The sequence below is a fragment of the Luteitalea sp. genome (genome assembly GCF_022842525.1).
Taxonomy (GTDB): domain Bacteria; phylum Acidobacteriota; class Vicinamibacteria; order Vicinamibacterales; family Vicinamibacteraceae; genus Luteitalea.
The window spans coordinates 1-20,011 of sequence record NZ_JALHPM010000067.1 but is presented as its reverse complement, the minus strand read 5'-3'; the positions used below and the strand labels follow the sequence as shown (position 1 = coordinate 20,011).

Sequence of the window (20,011 nt, the reverse complement as noted above, 5' to 3'; positions counted from 1 at the left end):
CTCCTATCGTCTCTGGAATTCAGGCGAGCCGAGGATCAGCGCCGCCATCTCTCGCGGCGTCGTCGCTCGCGCAACGGTCGCGAGCGTGGCGGCCGACGGCTCGCGCAGCAGCAGCGCCCGGGCCATCGCCCGGGCCTGCGCCTCGGGTGTGTCGCCCTCGACGGCGGGGAGCGTGGGCGCGCTCACACCACGCATGCGGCCGTGGGTCAGCGCCACGGCGATGTTCATCCGCTGCACCAGCGCGCCGCCGCTCGTCCAGGCGTCGGCTCGGTCGCTGTAGCCCGTCGGCGGCTGCGCGTAGTACGGCGGCATGCCGAGCGACCGCAGTTCCTGCAGCAGCGGGCCGCCGCCGCGGACGTCCGCCTCCAGCACCCGCAGCGCGCTCGCCACGAATTCGATCGGCGTCTTGACCTTCGCAAGGCGCGCCTCGTGCGCCGTGAACTCCGGCGCCGTCACCAGTGCCTCGACGGTGGCGCGCAGGTCGCCGTCGGTGGCGGTGAATCGCGCCGCGACCCGCCGCACCAGCGCCTCCGGCGGGGTGTCGGACACGAATCGCCTCGCGAGCTTGCTCGCAATGTGGCGCGCCGTGGCCGGATGGCGCGCGACGATGTCGAGCACGCGCTCGCCGTCTTCACGGCCGCCGCCTGCGGGAATCACCTGCCCGAGCACCGTCTTGGCCGCCCGGTCGTGTCGTCGCGCATCGAAGAACGCCTCGCCGCCCTGCCGGGGCCCACGAATCGTCCAGCCGGTGAACGCGCGCGCCACCTCGACGATGTCGGCCTGCGTGTAGCCGGCGTCGACGCCCAGCGTGTGCAGTTCGAGGAGCTCGCGGGCGTAGTTCTCGTTGAGCCCCATCGGCCCCCGCCGCGTTCGGCTCCCGGGCGCACTGCTCTGCCAGTTGTCGAGATAGAACAGCATGGCCGGGTGGCCGGCCACCGCGCCGAGCATCGCCCGGAACGACCCGAGCACATGAGGACGGATGGCCGTCCGCTCGAGGTCGTACGCGTACTGCCGCACGGGTCCCTTGCCCGCGAAGACGTTGAAGTGGTTGAACCAGAAGTCGACCAGCACTTCCTCGAGCTGACGTTCGGCGTCCGTCACGCGCACGAGCTTCTGGGTCACCAGCTCGAGCGCCACCAGCCGCTCCGGACCCGGCCCGCCCGTCCGGCGGGCCATCGCCATCTCCGGCTCGGCTCCCTCGCCCTGGCCCTGCCCTTGCGCCGCCTGCGCGGCGCGCCGACGCTGCTCGGCCGGGATGTAGTACGTCTCGGCGAGCTGCCGGGGTGTCAGCGCCAGCGTGGTCATCGGGGCCAGCCTGGCCTCGAGCGGAACGTCTGGAATCGCGGACGGCCCCAGCTGCGCCGACAGCCACGCGGCGAGCCCGTCCCGCCGCAGACGCTCCACGGTCGCCGCGGTCGCGCCGAAGGTCAGCCGATTCGCGACGTGGACGGCCGTGTCGGCGTCCAGGGCCGGCGCGCGGTCGGCACCGGCCACCGCGAGCGTCGTGGCGGCCAGAAAGCCTGCCACCCAGGGAATCCGTCGCCCGACGATGGAAATGCGTATGGCAGAGCTCAAGGTGTGGCCTCCGTGCTAGGATGCGCCCAATCCCGTCTCTGCGTTCCGCGCCGGAGCCGGTTTCACAGAACTTTCTCGAGACATGCCCGTGCGCCGCGTTCTGCACGGTGTCCTGCTGTGCAGTCTGGTCGTGGGCGCGTTGTCCATGGCGGTGCCAGCACAGGCGCCGGCTCCCGTCCCCCCGGCCGACCCCGGCCGTCGTCCGAGTCGCGTGGTGCTCACGTGGCGCGACGACCCCGCGCGCACGCAGGCCGTCACGTGGCGCACCGACGCCCTGGTGGACGAAGCGTTTGCCGAGCTGGCCGAGGCGAGCGCCAATCCCGGCTTCGCCGCCCTCGCACGTCGGTCGCCGGCGCGCACCACGGCCGTCCCGGTCCCGAGCGGCACGGCGTACTACCACGAGGCCCGCTTCAGCGCGCTGCGTCCGGACACCATGTACGCCTATCGCGTCGGCGACGGCGCGACGTGGAGCGAGTGGTTTCACTTCCGCACGGCCGCCGCCGAGCCGGCGCCGTTCTCGTTCATCTACGTCGGCGATGCACAGAACGACCTGCGCTCGCTGTGGTCGCGGGCCATTCGCGCCGCCATTCTCGATGCCCCGCGCGCCCGCTTCGTGCTGCATGCGGGCGACCTCGTCAACGTCGGCGAGAGCGACGACGAGTGGGGCGAATGGTTCGGCGCCGGCAGCTGGATCAACGGCATGATTCCGCAGGTGCCCGCGGTCGGGAACCACGAGTTCGGACGCCTGAACCGCGAGGATCCCCGGCAGCTCACCACCCTGTGGCGTCCGCAGTTCGCCCTGCCCGAGGACGGCCCAGAGGGACTGGCCGAGACCGTCTACTCGTTCGACTACCAGGGCGTGCGCGTCATCGTCCTCAACTCGGTGGCCGAGACCCGCCTGGCCGACCAGGCCGCGTGGCTCGAGTCCCGCCTCAAGGACAACCGCAACCGCTGGACCGTGGTCGCCTTCCACCACCCGGTCTTCTCCGTCGCCGGTGAGCGCGACAACCCGACCATCCGCCACGCCTGGAAGCCGCTCTTCGACAAGTACGGCGTCGACGTCGTGCTGACCGGGCACGACCACAGCTACGGCCGCGGCCAGAACCTCACCGAAGGCGTCAACCGGCGCGACGAGGAGACGGGGACCGTGTACGTGGTGTCGGTGAGTGGTCCGAAGATGTACGAGGTGGGCAAGGCACGCTCGTGGGCCACGCGCACCGGCGCCAACGTCCAGCTCTATCAGGTGGTCAACGTCTCGCCGCAGTCCCTGCGCTTCGAGTCGCGCACCGTCACCGGTCAGCTGTTCGATGCCTTCGAGATCACCAAGGCGCGCAACGGCCGGCGACGCTTCATCGACCGCAAGCCCGAACTGTCCGGGACGTACTGATCCTCCGCCTGCCGGGCTGCCTCACCATGTTGACCCCGTCACGTTTCGGACGCCTCCACGCGGGGTCGGTCGTCCTGCTGCTGGCCTGCCTGGGCGGATGTACGGCCGCCACCCAGGACCTGCCTGCACCGACGCCCGAGGCGCTCGCGCGCACCTGGGACGCCGAGCGGGTGCCGTTGCCGCCCCCACCGCTCGTCACGCACGTGATGGTCGAGGCACAGGTGGCGCGCCTCGTCCGCGACAGCCGCGGCCTCATCACGAGCGACGTGCTGGGACGGTCGGTCGAGGGGCGCGCCATCCACCATCTGACCGTGGGGCGTGGCGCGACGCCGGTCCTGCTGTGGTCGCAGATGCACGGCGACGAGCCCACCGCCACCTCGGCGCTCTTCGACGTGTGTCAGTGGCTCATCACGCATCGGGAGGACCCGATCGTCGCGCGCCTGCTCGACAGCCTGACGATGCATGTCGTGCCGATGCTGAATCCGGATGGCGCCGAGCGCTTCCAGCGGCGCAACGCCCAGGGCATCGACATCAACCGCGACGCGCTGCACCTGCAGACGCCCGAGGGCCAGCTGCTCAAGGCCCTGCGCGATCGTGTGCAGCCGGTGATCGGCTTCAACCTGCACAACCAGAACTGGCGGACGTCGGTGGGGCGGCCGCCGCAGCCCGCCGTCATCTCGCTGCTGGCCGTGGCCTACGACGAGGCCCGGTCCGAGGACGCCCGGCGTCAGCTCACCAAGCGCGCGAGCAGCGTCATCGTCGAGGCCCTGCAGCCGTTCGCCGCCGGCCGCATCGGTCGGTACGACGACGAGTTCGAGGTGCGGGCGTTCGGCGACAACATCACGAAGTGGGGCACGGGGGTGGTGCTGATCGAGACGGGCCCGTGGCCCGGGCCCGATCCCGACCGCATGCTGGTGCGGCTCAACTTCGTGGCGCTGGTGACCGCGCTCGATGCCCTGGCGAGTGGCCGCGTCTCGACGGCCGATCCGCAGGTGTACGAGCGGCTGCCCGAGAACGACTCGAGTCTGTTCCACACGATCGTCCGCGGCGGCACCGTCATCCCGGGGACCGGAGTGGCGCCGTTTCTCGCCGACGTCGGCCTGGCGGGCACCCGCGTGGTGCGCCAGACGCCCGGCGGTCGGGTGCTGCAGTGGCAGGGCAGCATCCAGGACATGGGCGATCTGCGCGTGTATGGCGCGCTCGAGACCATCGATGCGACCGGCCTGTTCGTCGCGCCTGCGTACACGGCAGCTGCCGTCGGCGATGAGGTGACCCTCCCGGCGGGCGGGCCCACGGCGGCCACGCCGAGGATCACCATCGGCGGCGCGGCGCGCCTCTGGCTCCTCCGTGGCGGTGCCGTGCCCGGGCGGTATAGGCTTGAACGCCTCGTCGAGCTGCGCTGACGCCCGACGACAACCCAGACGCGCGCATGTCCGACCCTCCTGCTCCCGACGCGGCGCCCGCGACGACACCCCCTTCGCAAGACCCGTCTGCCCGCGAGAAGGCGGGGGTGAGTGCCTGGGGCGAACTGCTGCAGGCGGCCCGCATCACGGCATGTGAACAGGACCTCGACCTGCGGTACCTGGCGGTGCTCGACCAGTCCCCGGACGGGCAGGGTCTCACCGGGGCGATCGGCAAGCTCGAGACCGAGGTCTTCAGCGGCGAGGTGGCCAGGCGCCTCGTCGCCATCAAGCGCGCCGCCATCGAGAGCAACCGTCCGCGACAGGGTCGTGTGGTCGTCCAGGCCGGCGGGGCGGCACGTTCGTTCGACGTCACGGCGACCCCGCGGCGCGACGAGCACGGCACCATCGTCGGCGTGCTGTCGGTGGCCGTCGAGCTGACCGACGCGCTGCAGGCGCAGGACCTGCGGCGAGCGAGCCAGTCGCGCCTGTCCGGCATCCTCGACTCGGCGATGGACGCCATCATCAGCACCGGGCCCGATCGCCGCATCGTCTTCTTCAACCCGGCCGCGGAGCGCATGTTCGGCGTGTCGGCCGCCGAGGCGATCGGCAGCGAGATCACGCGCTTCGTCCCCCCGGCGATGCGGGACGAGCATGCGGCGCTGATGGACAACTTCGCCGAGACCGGCGTCACGGCGCGCCGCATCGTGCTGAGCGACCTGCGGGCCCACCGCGCCACGGGCGAGGACTTCCCGATCGAAGCGTCGATCTCGCACACCGGCACCGGCGACGATCGCCTGTTCACGATCATCATTCGCGATCGCACCGAGCACGACCAGCTGCAGGCCCAGCTGCTGCAGTCACAGAAGCTCGAGGGCATCTCGCGCCTCGCGGGTGGCGTCGCGCACGACTTCAACAACCTGCTGACGGTGATCCTCGGCTACTGCGAGCTGCTGCGGATGCGGCAGCGCGGCGGGTCCGAGCTCGAGGAGATCAACAACGCGGCGCGTCGCGCCAGCCAGTTGACCCGCCAGCTCCTGGCGTTCGGTCGCCGGCAGGTGCTGCAGGTCGAGACGCTCGACCTCAACGGCCTCATCCGCGGGCTGAACCGCATGCTGCGGCGGATCATCGGCGAGGACGTCGTCCTCGAGACCGACCTGGCCGACGACTTCCTCTGGGTGGTGGCCGACGTCGGCCAGATGGAGCAGGTGCTGCTCAACCTGGTGGTGAACGCGCGCGATGCGATGCCGTCGGGCGGCACGCTGCGCCTCGTCACGCGCATCAGCGATCCGGCGATCGCCCATCCCGGCCTGTTGCCGCGGCAGTTGGTCGAGCTCACGGTGAGCGACACGGGCGTCGGCATGGCCGAGGACGTGCGGACGCGCATCTTCGAGCCGTTCTTCACGACCAAGGGCGATGCCGGCACCGGGCTGGGGCTGGCCACCGTCTACGGCATCGTCACGCAGACGGGTGGGGACATCGCCTGCGACAGCACGCCGGGCCAGGGCAGCACCTTTCACGTGTGGCTGCCGCTCGCGCCGGCGCCGCGGCCGGCCGACGAGGGCGCACAGGCCGAGAGCCGCGCCACGCACGGGCACGAGACGGTGTTGCTGGTCGAGGACGAGGCGCTCGTGCGCGAACTGGCCGCGCGCGCCCTGCGCGAGTACGGCTACAAGGTGCTCGAGGCGCAGGACGTCGAGAGTGCGCTGCGCTACCTCGATCACCAGAGCCTGGCGATCGTCGTCTCCGACGTCGTGATGCCCGGCAGGAGTGGCGACGACCTGTCGACCGAGATTGCGCGCCGCCGCCCGGGGCTGCCCGTGCTGCTGATGACCGGGTACTCGGAGGCCCTGCTGCAGCGGCCGGTCGATCCGGCCCATCTACTGCGCAAGCCGTTCACGCCGACCGATCTCATCGCGAAGATTCGCGCGCTGCTCGACCGTCGGCCGCCCGCATATACTTGATGATCGTGTCTACGTCCGCGTCCGACGCCCGCTGGGATGTGGTTGGCCTCGGGGCCAACGCCGTCGATTTCGTCTACCGGCTGCCGGCCGTCCCGCAGGCGACCGGCACGCTCTCCAAGATGCGGATCAGCCGCGAGACGATCAGCTGTGGTGGTCAGATGACCACCGCGCTGGTCGCCTGTGCCCGCTTCGGGCTGCGCGCCAAGTACATCGGTGCCACTGGCACCGACGACAACGGCCGTCGCATCCGTCGTGAACTGGCGCACCACAGCGTCGACTGCACCGATGCGGTGATCAAGGACGCCCGCAACCAGTACGCCGTGATCATGGTGGACGAGGTCTCCGGCGAGCGCATCGTCCTGTGGGATCGCGACGAGAAGCTGCAGCTGCGCCCGCACGAGATCCCCGAGCGGTCGATCGTCTCGGCGCGGCTGCTGCATGTGGACGATGTCGATCAGGAAGCGGCGATCGTCGCCGGCACGATTGCCAAGACGGCCGGCCTGGTCGTGACCAGCGACATCGATCGCCTGACGCCCCGGACCGAGGCGCTCGTCCGCGCCGTCACCGTGCCGATCTTCGCCGAGCACGTCCCCACCGGTCTCACCGGCGCCACCGACATCGGCACGGCGCTGCGTCAGCTGCGTCAGCTGCACGATGGCTTGCTCTGCGCGACCATCGGCGCCGAGGGCGCCATCGCGCTCGACGGCGATCGGCTCGTCCATTCACCGGGGTTCCGGGTGCAGGCCGTGGACACCACGGGGGCGGGCGACGTCTTCCGCGCCGGTTTCATCTACGGCACGCTGCAGGGCTGGTCCACCGAGCACGTGCTGCGCTTTGCCAACGCCGCGGCTGGCCTCAGCTGCACGCGGGCCGGCGCCATCGGCGGCGTGCCGGCGCTCGAGGAGATCGAGGCGCTGCTGGAAACCGCCCCGGCGTAGGGAGGGGCGCCTGTCCCTCCCATCTCAAGCCACGCGGGATGTCACGCCCAGCTGCTCGGCGACGCGCCTGGCCGCCGCGGCGCCCGAGTGCAGCGCGCCCTCCATGTAGCCCGTGAACGCGTAGGCGCAGTGCTCGCCGGCAAACTGCAGGCGGCCTCCGATGCCATCCCACAGCGTCGCGCCGATGCGCATGATCTGCCCGGGCGCCGGGAACGAGTACGCGCCCTTGGCCCAGGCATCCCCCGGCCAGTCCATGTAGCGCGTCGCGATCACCGAGGCGGGCAGGGCGCTGTAGACCGGTGACAGCGTCTGCATGTACCGGCGCGTGCGCTGCTCCGGCGACCACGACCGGACCTCCTCCGCCGCCGGTCCGCCGGAGAAGGCATTGAGGCAGGTGCCGACACCCGGCTGGTTGTCGGTCTGGTGCCAGGTCATCTGCACCGCGCCGTCCGACAGCAGGTCGGGTGACAGCTTCGCCTGTCGCCAGAACTGGCTCTTCACCCGCATCAGGAACTTGATGTTCGAGCCCACCTGCGGGTGGATGTGGGCCGGCAGCACCGGGTCGAACGCGATGCGGTTCCACGTGGCGGGCGGCACCGAGACGATGACGTGGTCCCCCTCGAGCACCTGACCATTCGCCAGGCGCACGGTCACCCCGGACGCGGCCGTCGTGACGTGGGTGACCGGCATGGCGAGCGTGATGCGTGCGCGACCGATCCCATCGGCCAGCTTCTCGGCGAGTTGCTGGTTGCCACCCTTGCAGCGATAGAGCTCCGAGTCGGTCCAGTACGCCTCGACGCCTCCGCCCTTCACCATGGCGAGGTGCCCGAGATAACTCTGCCACTCGGTGCGCACGCCGCTGTCGGCCGTCAGCATCGCGTCGATGGCTCGACGACAGAGGTCCGAGCAGGACAGCCCGCGGACCCAATCGCCAACCGTCCTGAGGTCGAGCGCCACGGCGTTGTCGGCCAGCCACGGGCGGTCGGCGTCCAGCAGCGCCCGGGCATCGGTGTTCATCGAGGCGAATGCCGCGTCCATCTCGACGAACAGCGCCTCGGCCCGCGCCCCGGTCACGCGCTGGCCATCGAGGACGAGCGGGGCCTCGAGTCGCGGATCCTCGGTCATGTCGAGCATCTGCAGGCCGAACCGCTTCGCGTACGACTGCCACATGACGTGGTTGGCGCCAATCAGCTCGGCGCCGCCCTCCACCACCTTGCCGGGCACGAAGTCCCTGAAGCTCAACACGCGCCCGCCCACGCGGTTGCGGGCCTCGACCACCTGCACCTCGACGCCCGCGCTCGTGAGCTCGTAGGCTGCCGCCAGGCCAGAGAACCCGGCACCGATCACGATGACGCGTCCACGCTGGGGCACCACCTGGGCGAGACCCCGGTGGCTGAGCAGCAGACCGGCCCCGGCCGCGGCCGATGCCACGAGCATCTGTCGGCGCGTCATCCCGTCGTGGCGACGAGGGGAGTAGCGATCGTGAAGGCGCGCATACAGGGAACGCATCGCTAGTCAGAACGCTCGCGGTCGCCCGCGCGAACGGGCCAGGTGGGGTAGGCCCCTCCTCCGACACGACGCGTTACCATCCGTGGCGTGTCCTCTGACGTGAAGTTCGCGGTGGTCGGGGCAGGCGCGGTCGGCGGCTACTATGCCGCCCGGCTCGCGCGTGCGGGGTTCGATGTCGGTCTCGTCGCGCGCGGCGCCCATCTGGCGGCGATCCGGGCTCGCGGCCTCTGGATCTGGAGTCCGCTCGGCGATCTGGTCGTGCATCCCCGTGCCAGTGCCGATCCGGCCGAGATCGGCCCCGTCCATGTCGTGCTCTACGCGGTCAAGACGTACGACGACGACACGGCGCTGCCGTTGCTGCCGCCGCTGCTCGGCCCCGACACCCTGGTGGTCACCCTGCAGAACGGCGTCTCGAGCGCGGCGCGCGTCGGCGCCGTCGTGGGCCCGGAGCGCGTGCTCGCCGGGCCGACCTACATCGCCACGGCGCTGAAGGCCCCTGGCGTCATCGAGCAGACGGGCACGCACCGCCGCATCGTGTTCGGCGAGGTGGACCCGACACGCGCGTCGCCGGCCGCCGGCGATGCCGCGGGACCCTCCGCGCGAGTGGGCGCGCTCGCGGAGCTCCTCCGCCTGGCCGACATCCAGGCCGAGCCCGTCGCCGATGCCCGCGTGCCGCTGTGGGAGAAGTTCATCTACCTGGCCCCCTTCGCTGCCGTGACCGGCGCGGCCCGCCAGCCAGCCGGCGTCGTGTGGTCCACGCCCTCGCTGCGGGCCACGTTCGAGGCGGCCGTGGCCGAGACCGCCGCGGTGGCGCGTGCCGAAGGGATTGCCGTGGCGCCAGACGTGCTCCAGCGCGTGCACAGCTACATGGAGGCCCTGCCGGCCGGGACGCGTTCGTCGCTGCTCATCGACCTGCAGGCGGGCAAGCGCATCGAACTCGACGCGCTGGCCGGCGACGTCGTGCGACGCGCGTCGGCCCTCGGCGTGCCCACGCCCGTCATGGCGACGCTGGCCGCGACCCTGACCCCGTACCGAGAGGGGAGGTCGGCGCGGTGATCGCTCCGTGACCCTCATCGCCATCGCCGGGGTGATGGCCCTCGGCGCCCTCGGCGGCATGGTCGGCGCCCTGCTCGGGCTCGGCGGCGGGGTCTTCCTCGTGCCGGCGCTGACGCTCGTCTACGGACTGCCCTTCCGCGAGGCCGCCGGCATCGGGCTGATGACCGTCATCGCGACGTCGAGCGTGGTCTCCGCGCAGCGCGTCGGCGACGGCACCGTCAACTTCCGCCTCGGCATCGTCCTCGAGATCGCGACCACGCTGGGAGGCCTCGCCGGGGGCCTGACCGCGCAGGCGCTCTCGCCCCGCACGCTGCACCTGGCGTTCGGGGTGGTCGCGCTGTTCATCGCCGGCGTGATGTTCCGGCAGATCTCGCGACGCGCCGTGACGCCGCAGGGGGACCCGGACGCCGGGTGGCTGGGCGGCGAGTTCTACTCCGACGAACATCGGCGACGCCTCACCTATCGCGTCAGGCGACTCCCGCTGGCGCTGGTCGTGTCGTTCATCGCCGGCAACGTGTCGGGGCTGCTCGGCATCGGCGGCGGCATCCTGAAGGTGCCCGCGCTCAACGCCTGGTGCGGCGTGCCGCTGCGGGTCGCGGCGACCACCAGCTCGTTGATGATCGGCGTCACCGCCGCCGCGTCGGCCCCCCTCTACTACAGCGCCGGAGACATCCCGCCCCTGTACGCGGCCGCCTCGGTGCTCGGCGTGATGGTGGGCACGCGCGGCGGCTTCTGGATCGCGGAGCGCGCCCGCGCCCGGAGCCTCAAGGTGCTGCTCGGCATGGTGCTGGTGTTCGTGGCCGTGATGATGCTGGTGCGCGCATGAGCCCGTTCGAGATCCTGCTCGGACGCACGCTCGGCATCGGTGTGACGATCGCGACGGCGCTGCTGGCCGTCGGGCTGGTGCTCGCCCTGGCCGCGCCGGGGCCGGCGGCCAATCTGCTGCTGCAGATCGGGTTGCTGGTGCTCATGGGCACGCCGATGGCGCGCGTCCTCCTGACCTGCGTGGAGTACGTCCGGGAGCGCGACTGGTTCTTCGCCCTGAATGCCGCGGGCGTGCTCGTGGTGCTCGGCATCACGATCTGGCAGGCCTGGCGGTCGTAGCGCCGCTGACCGGGTCGCCGCCGACGAAACGGTCGCGGACGACGGCCGGCAGCCTGGCGAAGTCCGTTGCCACGATCGATCGCTCGCGCGACCCGAGGCCGTACAGATCGGCCGCCACCACCTGCAGGTCCGCCTGCGCGCCGGCATCATCCGGCTGCCGCATCAGCCGCGCCGTGAGGCGCACGATCCGTCGGCGCCGCGCATCCGCCGACGACACACGGGGCACCGGCACGTGCGCCATGAGACGCGTCGTCACGTGCGCCCCGAGATACCGGCGGACGAACCAGTCGGCCACCAGACTGTTCAACATCCCGCACAGATAGAGTTGCGATGGCAGCCCGATCGTCGTCTGCAGGCAGAAGAGCGTGTGCGTGGTGACACAGCCGGGTGGCAGCAGCGCCGCGATGAGCGATCGCGTGTTGGTGGGCGACGACACGTCGCGGTAGGCCAGTCGCCATCGTCTCCATGGCTCGCCGGGCAGCGCGCGTGCGGCGTCGTCTGGCGACATCCACGCACCGGTGGACGGCGGACGCACGTCGAAGGCCTGCACGTGCTTGCCATCCACCACCGGCAGGCCGCCGGACGGGCGCGGACCCGACCGCCAGGCCTCGCGGTCTTCGGTGGCGTTGAGTTCACGGCCGAAGCGCAGCTGCCACGCGTCGTCACCCAGCGTCGGATGGGCGAGCAGGTGCTGCAACAGGTACAGATCGTCGGCGTGGCGCACGAACGGGATGGCCTCCGCCTCGCCGCTGCCCTGCCTGAGGAGCGCCCGCGAGAGCAGTCGCGGCGCTGCCGGCCGACCGTCTGGCCCCGTCACTCGCGCCGTCGTTCCCTCGTCCACGAGTACGCCGTCGGTCGAGGCCCCCGACGTACCGGTGATCGAGACGATGCGCAGTGATCGATGGATGGGGAAGAGGGCCTCACGGTTGTCGAACACGGTGATGCGATCGACGGCGGCGTGATCGAGCAGGTGCCGACGCAGCGCGGCCGCACCGTGATCGATGAGCACCCCGCCGGGGAGCAGACAGCCGATCCGTCCACCAGGGCGGATGAGTTGCAGCATGCGCTCGAGAAAGAGCTGGTAGCTGTTCACATGGCCACCCGCTCCCCGGTAGAGCCCGCTGTGCCTGACGAACCGCAGCAGCGGCCCCAGATCGTCGCGCTGCGCTGCGCGCTCGTCACCAGTCCCGAGATCGCCGCGCAGCATCTCCCAGGGCGGGTTGGCGATGACCGCGTCGAAGCCGCCACGCCCGGCGTCGAACACGTCCGGAAACTCCAGTGTCCAGTGCAGGCACTGCTGCGCCTGCGCCAGTGCCTGCCAGCGTTCGGCGCAGTGCCGCGCCGGGCTCGACGCGCCCGCGTGCCCCCTCCCGCGCAGCCGCAGGTCGTCGTCTGCGGCACGCCAGGTACCCGCGGTGACCGGTGCGGCATCCATCGCTGCGCCACACCAGGCGTCGGCTCTCGCGCGCCACGCCGCCAGCCCCGCTCGTGATCGCAGCTGCGCAAACGCCCGCGATTTCTCGTGCGCGTCCTCAGCCGAGTCTGTCGGCCTGGCCGTGATCGCCTCGAGTTGGTGCGCGACGGCAGCCGCCTCGTGATGCCACTGCTCGAGGTCGAAGAGGGTCAGCTGTCCCGGGTGTCGCCGATGGCGGAGCCGATCGACACGGGGCGCACGCTGAAGCACCGTGGCGGGTGACGTACCCACCAGGCTGTTTCCCACGCGCAGGTGGGCATCGAGCCACGTCAGCGGTCGGTCGGGCGCCATCGAGAGCAGCCACACGGAGAGCCGCGCGACGTGTACCGCTCGTGCGTTGACGTCCACGCCGTGCAGGCACTGCTCGGCGATGCGCCTCGGCAACGCCTCGCGTTCGGCGCGCGCGACATCCAGCGGCCCGCCGCGTCCCTCACGGACCCAGGCCGCCTCCACGGCCGCCACCAGATATCGCAGCGCGCTGGCCAGCAGGGCACCGCTCCCCATGGCGGGATCCAGGATGCGCAGCCCCAGAATCGCGTCGGACGACGCACCGCGCACGAGGGGGTCGAGGGTGCGTTCGACCAGCAGGTCGGCCATCAGGCGCGGCGTGTAGAACGCGCCGGTCCGCTTGCGCAGCAGCGCGGACCCCGGCGTGCGCACGGCAAGATCGTCCGCTCGCGTGGCGTCGCTCGCCGACGGCGCCATGAGCCGCTCGTACAGCGAGCCGAGGTGCTCGACACCGAGGTGCGTGAAGTCGATCGGTGTCCCGCCATGCCGACCAGCGCCATGCGTCAACTGCGCCAGCATCGCCGCGCAGACGTCATCCGCGAGACGCTCGCCGCGACGAGAGGCCAGCGTTCCGGCGAACAGCGGACCGTTGAGCGCACCGACCGGGACCGCGCCGATTCGACCGCCCGTCCGCCCGAGTCGCGCGATCGCCGCGAGACTCTCATGAACCCCGAGTGGCGGACCACTGGACGAGTCGGCCTGGCGCGCGATGGTGGAGAGGGCGTAGCTGCGGCGATAGGGTGAGTGCCACACCGGCAGCAGCTGCCTGGTCTCGGCAAAGAGCAGGAACAACCACTGGAAGACCATCGCCACGTGGTCGTCGTGGTTGCCGCGGGCGTGGCGCGACAACTGCGCCAACGTGGCCGTGACCCCGTCACGGAGCGACTGCGTCGTCCCCGCCGCCTCCGTGACGCTCGACTCGACGAGGTCATCGATCCACGCGCGCTGCCTGGCGCGCGCCGCCCTCCCGGCGCCCGAGGACTGGCCCAGCAGCCAGAGGGCCTGCCACACGCGGGCGTCGATCGACGCGTGCAAGAGGTCGAACCCGAGGTGGTCGCGCGCATACGGCCGCGTGGCGTCGTACCACCGCCACGCGAGACCATTGCACACGGCCACCCACGCGGCACCCTGCTCGGCACCAAGACGCGTGGCGGCTCGCTGCAGGCCGTCCTGACTGGTGCCCCACGGCAGGGCCACCAGCACCTGCGTCGATGGCCCGAGCATGGCGTTCGCCACGCGCACCGGCACGCCACCGAGTGCCGTCAGCGACTCGGACCCCGGTGACCAGCCCAGGGCATCGGCGCACGGACGCACGAGGTCCGTCCACACTGCCGAGGCGCCGCTGGCCGGACCGAGCGCTTCACTGGCCTGCCGCCAGACGCGCATGCAGCGCTGCATCGCGCGTGTCGCTGCCTCCTCGCGGGTGCCCGCCAGCAACGCCGCAGCCAGCTGTCGCTCCACCACGCGCGCCCAGATCCGGCCTCCGGTCACCCACGGCGCACTCACGACACCGACTCGTCGGTCGAGATCACGGCGATGGGATCGACGGCCACCCACACTTCTGCCTCATCCCGCGCCACTGGCACATGCGGAGCCCTGCGCCCCGCATCGTCGAACAGAGACGATGGCGATGAGCGGTGGGTGTCGGACAAGGAGAGAGCGACGAGGCGCTCCCAGATTGCGAGGCGACGCGCCAGCCGGCGCGCTCGCGCGATGTGGCCGCGCACCACTGCGTGGCGTCGTGCGGCGACCGCCACCTGCCCCCACGCGACCGTCCCGTCGTCGACCAGCAGCATCGGCAGCCGTGCCGCCGACAGCTCGGGTCCACCCGCCACACGCACGGTCACAGCCCGAAGACGACGCATGCCGGCTGGCACGTCGAGCCTGGCGGCGAGACGTCGCCAGCGGCGATGCCGCAGGACGCAGTGCAGGAGCGTGGTCGCCGACGCGGCCGCGTGTGTCGGCGTGGCGGCGGGCGCCTGCGCGCTCGTGTGACGCTGAAGGGTCGCGCGCGCCACGAGCGAACGCCGACAGCGCCGCGGCGCGACGCGTTCCATCCACGCGTCGCCATCATCGGTTCGGCGGCGCACCCGCTCGAGCGCGTCGATGTCGTCCCGCACGCGGCTGGCCATCACGATGGCGTGCACGCGGCGTGCCTGGCCGTAGCGATCGAGACGCCCGTTCCGCTGCTCCAGCACGCGGGCCGAGGCGGGCACCTCGGCGTGAACGACGAGCCGGCACCGGGCGTGCAGGTTGAGCCCTTCGGCGGCGGCGTCGGTGGCCAGCAGGATGGTGGCTCGCCCAGTCACGAAGGCGTCGATCGCTTCGGTCCGCAGCACATCGGGCTGCTGACCATGGACGACCACGAGTCCGGTGCTCGGCAGCAGTGGTCGGAGCGCACGCAGCGTGTCGAGGAACGCCGTGAAGATCACGACGGGCTGCCCGCAGCGACGGACCAGGCGGCTGACGGCGCGGAGCTTGCGCCCGTCTGGCGGCAGGCGCAGGGTCAGCGCAAGCAACCGGTCGAGCTCACGCCGCTCCGCCTGCGAGTCGGCCCATGCCGGCAGACGCATCAGCGCCTCGTCCTCGGCGTCCTGATCGAATGAAGGCGCGGCGTCGAACAGCCCGGGGAGCGTCGCATCGACCACGGGCGCCGACTCGCCGAGCACGAGCCGTCGACGTTCGAGTGACCGACGCAGGGCCCACGGACACGACGCGGCCCGCCGCCGCAGGACGAGCGCCGGCAGCAGTCCGTCTGCGCCCCGCTCCTGCCGAGCCCGCGCGACGAACGCGTCCAACCGGCCGCACAGTGCGTCGTGCGCACTGTCGAGTCGCACGCGCAACAGGCACGAGCGCCTGGGCGGTCGTGCGAGCACCGATGCCTCGCGTCTCAGCACGGGCATCGGGCGCTCCCCGGCGTGACCGCCGAGCCGACGGAGTGCCTCGGCTGAGGTTGGTCCGCCGGCCGCCGGAGTGGCCGTGAGCAGCACGATGCGCACGCTGCCGCGCGCGACCGCGGCCACCGCTGCCTCGCGTGCCGAACCTGGCGACACGAGATGCGCTTCATCGACCACCAGCAGCGTCCATCGCGTCCGCGCCAGCAGCGCGATCACGTCGGGCTGCCGCAGGAGATCCACCGAGACGAGCCAGCACGCGCCCGCACGGCTGGCAGCCACGAACGCCGGTGCCTGCGCCGCTTCACGCCGCAGCGCGGTGGCATCGAGCACCGAGGGCTCCATCAGGGTGCGCGACCGCAGCTCGCTGGTCCACTGCGCGATCAGGCCAGGCGGCGTGACCACGAGCGTGGCAGCGTCCGGTTCACGCGCGTGGATTTCGTGGATCAGCACGCCGGCCTGCACGGTCTTGCCCATGCCAACGGCATCGGCGACCAGCACGCGACGATGATGTCCCGACAGGATCATCATCGCCGGCACGCACTGCCAGGGCAGCAGCGAGATGGGGAGGTGCGCGACGCGGCCAGGCCACCACGACGGATGCGCGGAGCGTGCGTGCGCGCACGCCGCGCGCACCCATGCCCGACGCGAGACTCGCCGGACCCGTGCACTCACCGCCGTCACCTCGTCCGGCGGCGAGGCGATGAGGCGTGGGCGCTCTGCCTCTCCAGCAAGACGCCACGTCGTGACGTCGCAATCCCGCTGCATGTCGAGGACGCGCCACGCTCGCGCACGACACAGGACGTGCGTGGTCGGCGCGCGACCCTCGGCCTCGGCGGCCGACTGCGGTGGACTGTGCAACATCTGCGATCTCCCCGGAGATGCCGGTTGGCACCTTCTGCACCCTCGCGGCGCGAGATCGCCGATTCATCGAAGGAATCGGTCGATCTCGATCCGAGATGCCTACGGGAAGAGCAAGGGGAATGCCACTTCGGAATGCCGAATGCCGAATGCTGAATGCCGAATGCACGCGGCTGGTGGAGGAGTCGCTACGTCTTCAGCGTGACGAGGGTGGCGCCGAGGTGACTGCGAGGGTCGTCTCCGAACGAGACGACGAGCGGATGCGCGGCCAGCACCTGATGCACGCGTGCGCGCTGCACGCCGATGCCCCGACCGTGCACCAGTCGCACGTCCCGCAAACCGCCCTCGACGGCGGCCTCGAGATACGCATCGACCACGTCGGCGATGTCGCGTGGTGCGAACGGATGCAGGTCGAACTCGGGCCCGATGGGGACGACGTGGGGGCCATCCATGGGAATGCCGAATGCCGAATGCCGAATGCCGAATGCCGAGTCAGTCCTTCGTGTACGTCGCCGTGACCGTCGTGCGGATGCCGCCGCGCGGCGTGAAGTCACCGATCACCGTCATGCGGATCGGCGCGCACGATGCGACCAGGTCGTCGAGGATCTGGTTGGTGAGTGCCTCGTAGAACACACCCTTGTTGCGGAAGTCGAGCAGATAGTACTTGAGGGACTTCAGCTCGATGCAGGTGGCGTCAGGCACATACGTGATGCGGATCTCGCCGAAGTCCGGCAAGCCCGTCTTCGGGCACATCGACGTGAACTCGGGACAACGCGTGTCGATTTCGTAGGGGCGCCCGGGCCGCGGATTCGGGAAGGTCTCGATACCAGTACCAGCCATGTGCCGAGTGTACATCGGGCAGATTGACGTTTTTTGCCCAATTGACACGTGTTTCGCTTGTCGCTAGCATACCCGCCATTGCGTTTCTTGCCTGAAATCGTGACACGCGCGCCACGAGCTCGAGGCACGCTTCCAGAATTCGCGCGCGTGAAATTGGGGAGACAAGCGGATGGCCACGGCCCAGAAGATGACCAAGTCGGCACTCTTTGCGTTCTTCGCTGACAAGTTCGAGGTGAAGCGCACCGAGGTGCGTGACTGGTTCGACGAACTCGCGGCGCTTGCCGAGAAGGAGATCAAGCGCTCCGGCGAGTTCACGCTCCCCGGCATGGTGAAGCTCTCGGTGCGCAAGAGCAAGGCGCGCATGGGCCGCAACCCGGCCACGGGCGAGCCCATCAAGATCCCGGCCAAGACCCGCGTCAAGGCAACCGTCGTGAAGGCGATGAAGGACGCCGTCATGCCGCGCAAGTAGCCTCGACCCCGGCTGAAGACGGCCCCGCGAGACACACGTCGCGCGGGGCTTTTTCGTGCGCGGTCGCCGCGATCCGACGCCGGCGCGACGCTCGTCTCACGTCACCGTGATCTTCGTCAGCCGCGGGAACGCCAGTGTGAACTGACTGCCCTCACCCACGGTGCTCGTCACCGTGATCGTTCCGCCGAGCTGCTCGACGATCTTGCGCGAGATCGCCAGGCCCAGGCCCAGGCCGCGACGCTTGGTCGTGACGAAGTCCTCGAAGATCGCATGAATGCGGTCCGCCGGGATGCCGCATCCGGTGTCGCAGACGTGCACCTGCACGGTCTCGTGATCCCCCGTCACCTCGATCCAGACCCGCCCCCCGGGCGGCGTCGCCTGCAAGGCGTTCAGCACGAGGTTGCGCAGCACGCGTCCCAGCGCGAACAGATCGCCCTCGATGTAGAGCGGCACCGAGGGGAACGCGCCCGCCGACACGCCGACGCCGGCCACCGAGGCCTGCGCCTGCATGCGTTCCACGACGTCGAGCATGAGCTTGCCGGCATCCACGGGGAACTTCTCGAGCGGGATCGGCCGCGCGAGGTTGCGCAGGTCCTCGAACGTGCGCTGGATGGTCGAGAACTCCCGCTTGACCAGCTTGGCGAACGTCGCGCGATACTCCGCATCGTCGTGCATCTGCAGGACGAGCTTGCAGTTGTTGTTGATGTTCTGGATGGGGTGCGACAAGTCGTGGACGAGCCCGGCGGCGATCCGACCGAACATCGCCTGGCGCTCCTGGCGGATGGCCGATTGCTGGAGCTCGCCGAGCTTGTCAGCCATGGCATTGAACGCATCGCCAAGCAGGCGAAACTCGTCGTCGCGCGCGATCTGCACCCGACGCGCCAGCCGGCCTTCGCCAATCGCCTTGATGCCGTCGAGCAGGTCCGAGATCGGGCGCAGCAGCGATCGCCCGAAGGCGATGCCGATGGCGATGTTGGCCAGGAGCGCCAGCGTGACGAACAGGAGCAACTGCCGCTCGAGTCGTCGCGCCGGTGCGAATGCATCCGCGGTCGGCTGCTCGACGATGACGCGCCAGCCGATGGTGGGGATCGGGGCCGTGGCGACCGCGAGCACCTCGACGCCGTCGGCCCGCGTGTACTCGGCGTCGGTCTCCGTCGTCGTCGGCGCGGCCAGCGGGTGACCGTCGATCCGTCCGCCACGGGCAATCCGCGACTTTCCCTTGTGCCGGCCGTCGGCGATGATGCGGCCCATGTCGTCGACGAGGAAGGCGCGGCCACTCATGCCGACCTCCATCCGATCGACGAGACGCCACAAGGCTTCGAGCTGCAGCTCGGCGACGAGGTAGGGCGCCATGGGCTGGTCGAGACGCAGCGTCATGCTGGCGCGTGGCAACTGATCCTCGTCGAGGTCGACCTGCACCACCGCCTGATTCGAGGTCGGGCGCCGCACGAGCGGCGCCGGCGCAGCGGCCGTCAGCTCGCTCGTCGCCACGGGGCGACCGTCACCGTCGAACAGCGTCAGTGACGTGATCTCTCCCGTCAGGGTGACGTGATTCAGCAGCACCCTGGCCTGCTGCGCCCGGGTCAGACCGGTGCCGATGAGATCCGACACGGCCGAGCGCACCAGCTGCTCGCTCGACATCATGTAGAGACCGATGGCCTCGGCGGCCCTGGTCGCGATCGCCGCGTGACTGTCCCGCACCGACGCCCGCGTCGTCTCGCGCAGCGACCAGCCAGCGACGATGCCGAAGATCAGGAGCGGGACGAGCGCGGCGGTGGTGACGAGCAGGGCCATGCGGCGGGTGATCGGAATCACGGCGCGCGATCCCTGAGGCGCCACCGGCTCAGCGTCCCCAGCACGTCGCCCGTCGAGTCGGCGGGCACCTCGACGCGCCTGCCGACGGCGCGCGCGGTCTCCTCCCAGAAGAGCGACACGCCCGGGGGGTCCTCGATCAGCACGCGGTGCAGGTCGTGGATCGCGCGGCTCAGCATCTCGTCCGTCGTGGCGGCGCGGACGCGCTCGGCGGCGGCCGCGGCGGCCGTGTAGCCATGGTCGGTGAGGCGCGGGTGGTCGTGGGTGCCGAGGTCCACGTACGGGCGGCCCATGCCGAAACCGCCGGCGACGGGAGAGACATAAGCGTCGAACTGCCCGCGCTGCAGCCGCGCGACCAGATCGGGAAGGGCGACGGCCTCGAGATCCAGCGTAATGCCGATGTCGGCATAGGCGTGCTGCAACCGAGATCGGAAGAGCAC

16 protein-coding genes are annotated in these 20,011 nt (G+C 70.8%); 8 read left to right on the top strand and 8 right to left on the bottom strand.

From position 1 onward, the window contains the following. Nucleotides 1–3: 3 nt before the first annotated feature. On the bottom strand, nucleotides 4–1,575 hold the full coding sequence (locus Q0C41_RS14675; protein ID WP_291984621.1) for a DUF1800 domain-containing protein: 1,572 nt from the start codon (nucleotides 1,573–1,575) through the stop codon (nucleotides 4–6). An 88-nt stretch (nucleotides 1,576–1,663) separates the two neighbouring features. Between Q0C41_RS14675 and Q0C41_RS14670 the strand changes: the two genes are divergently transcribed. The 4 genes from Q0C41_RS14670 to Q0C41_RS14655 all read left to right on the top strand — a co-directional run bounded on the left by Q0C41_RS14670 (nucleotide 1,664) and on the right by Q0C41_RS14655 (nucleotide 7,264). Then, nucleotides 1,664–2,962: a metallophosphoesterase family protein gene (locus tag Q0C41_RS14670; protein ID WP_291984619.1), complete on the top strand. Its 1,299-nt coding sequence runs from the start codon at nucleotides 1,664–1,666 to the stop codon at nucleotides 2,960–2,962. A gap of 26 nt (nucleotides 2,963–2,988) precedes the next feature. Then, nucleotides 2,989–4,365: a M14 family zinc carboxypeptidase gene (locus tag Q0C41_RS14665; protein ID WP_291984617.1), complete on the top strand. Its 1,377-nt coding sequence runs from the start codon at nucleotides 2,989–2,991 to the stop codon at nucleotides 4,363–4,365. A 107-nt stretch (nucleotides 4,366–4,472) separates the two neighbouring features. Beyond that, nucleotides 4,473–6,326, top strand: a complete 1,854-nt coding sequence (locus Q0C41_RS14660) for a PAS domain-containing sensor histidine kinase (RefSeq protein ID WP_291984615.1) — start codon at nucleotides 4,473–4,475, stop codon at nucleotides 6,324–6,326. A gap of 5 nt (nucleotides 6,327–6,331) precedes the next feature. Then, nucleotides 6,332–7,264: a carbohydrate kinase family protein gene (locus Q0C41_RS14655; protein WP_291984613.1), complete on the top strand. Its 933-nt coding sequence runs from the start codon at nucleotides 6,332–6,334 to the stop codon at nucleotides 7,262–7,264. Between the two features lie 24 nt (nucleotides 7,265–7,288). On the opposite strand, the gene Q0C41_RS14650 is transcribed toward Q0C41_RS14655, so the two are convergent. After that, a complete protein-coding gene (locus tag Q0C41_RS14650) occupies nucleotides 7,289–8,773 on the bottom strand; it encodes an NAD(P)/FAD-dependent oxidoreductase (protein WP_291984611.1) in 1,485 nt (494 codons plus the stop codon). Nucleotides 8,774–8,860: 87 nt separating this feature from the next. Between Q0C41_RS14650 and Q0C41_RS14645 the strand changes: the two genes are divergently transcribed. The 3 genes from Q0C41_RS14645 to Q0C41_RS14635 are packed head-to-tail and all read left to right on the top strand — an operon-like array spanning nucleotide 8,861 to nucleotide 10,933. Further along, nucleotides 8,861–9,829 (top strand): ketopantoate reductase family protein, encoded by a 969-nt coding sequence (locus Q0C41_RS14645; RefSeq protein WP_291984609.1) that lies wholly within the window; start codon nucleotides 8,861–8,863, stop codon nucleotides 9,827–9,829. Between the two features lie 7 nt (nucleotides 9,830–9,836). Then, entirely contained in the window at nucleotides 9,837–10,655 is an 819-nt protein-coding gene (locus Q0C41_RS14640; RefSeq protein ID WP_291984607.1) for a sulfite exporter TauE/SafE family protein, read from the top strand. Next, the gene (locus Q0C41_RS14635; protein WP_291984606.1) at nucleotides 10,652–10,933 is read left to right on the top strand and encodes a DUF1634 domain-containing protein; all 282 of its coding nucleotides are present in this window, start codon (nucleotides 10,652–10,654) and stop codon (nucleotides 10,931–10,933) included. The genes Q0C41_RS14640 and Q0C41_RS14635 overlap by 4 nt, the downstream gene beginning before the upstream one ends. Here Q0C41_RS14635 and Q0C41_RS14630 read toward each other — a convergent pair. The 4 genes from Q0C41_RS14630 to queF form a co-directional block, all read right to left on the bottom strand. After that, nucleotides 10,905–14,201: an N-6 DNA methylase gene (locus Q0C41_RS14630; RefSeq protein ID WP_291984604.1), complete on the bottom strand. Its 3,297-nt coding sequence runs from the start codon at nucleotides 14,199–14,201 to the stop codon at nucleotides 10,905–10,907. The genes Q0C41_RS14635 and Q0C41_RS14630 overlap by 29 nt on opposite strands. Further along, nucleotides 14,198–16,453 carry a DEAD/DEAH box helicase gene (locus Q0C41_RS14625; RefSeq protein ID WP_291984602.1) on the bottom strand — a complete coding sequence of 752 codons (2,256 nt, stop codon included), beginning with the start codon at nucleotides 16,451–16,453 and terminating at the stop codon, nucleotides 14,198–14,200. The genes Q0C41_RS14630 and Q0C41_RS14625 overlap by 4 nt, the downstream gene beginning before the upstream one ends. Nucleotides 16,454–16,638: 185 nt before the next feature. Further along, nucleotides 16,639–16,902, bottom strand: a complete 264-nt coding sequence (locus tag Q0C41_RS14620) for a Smr/MutS family protein (protein ID WP_291984600.1) — start codon at nucleotides 16,900–16,902, stop codon at nucleotides 16,639–16,641. Between the two features lie 40 nt (nucleotides 16,903–16,942). Further along, nucleotides 16,943–17,290 carry a preQ(1) synthase gene (queF, locus tag Q0C41_RS14615; RefSeq protein ID WP_291984598.1) on the bottom strand — a complete coding sequence of 116 codons (348 nt, stop codon included), beginning with the start codon at nucleotides 17,288–17,290 and terminating at the stop codon, nucleotides 16,943–16,945. Between the two features lie 169 nt (nucleotides 17,291–17,459). Between queF and Q0C41_RS14610 the strand changes: the two genes are divergently transcribed. Continuing rightward, the gene (locus Q0C41_RS14610; protein ID WP_291984596.1) at nucleotides 17,460–17,759 is read left to right on the top strand and encodes an HU family DNA-binding protein; all 300 of its coding nucleotides are present in this window, start codon (nucleotides 17,460–17,462) and stop codon (nucleotides 17,757–17,759) included. A gap of 96 nt (nucleotides 17,760–17,855) precedes the next feature. Here the strand turns inward: Q0C41_RS14610 and Q0C41_RS14605 are convergent, their stop codons facing one another. Continuing rightward, nucleotides 17,856–19,574 carry a sensor histidine kinase gene (locus Q0C41_RS14605; RefSeq protein ID WP_291984594.1) on the bottom strand — a complete coding sequence of 573 codons (1,719 nt, stop codon included), beginning with the start codon at nucleotides 19,572–19,574 and terminating at the stop codon, nucleotides 17,856–17,858. Beyond that, nucleotides 19,571–20,011: hypothetical protein (locus Q0C41_RS14600; protein ID WP_291984592.1), on the bottom strand; the 441-nt coding region annotated here is incomplete at its 5' end. The genes Q0C41_RS14600 and Q0C41_RS14605, both read right to left, overlap by 4 nt.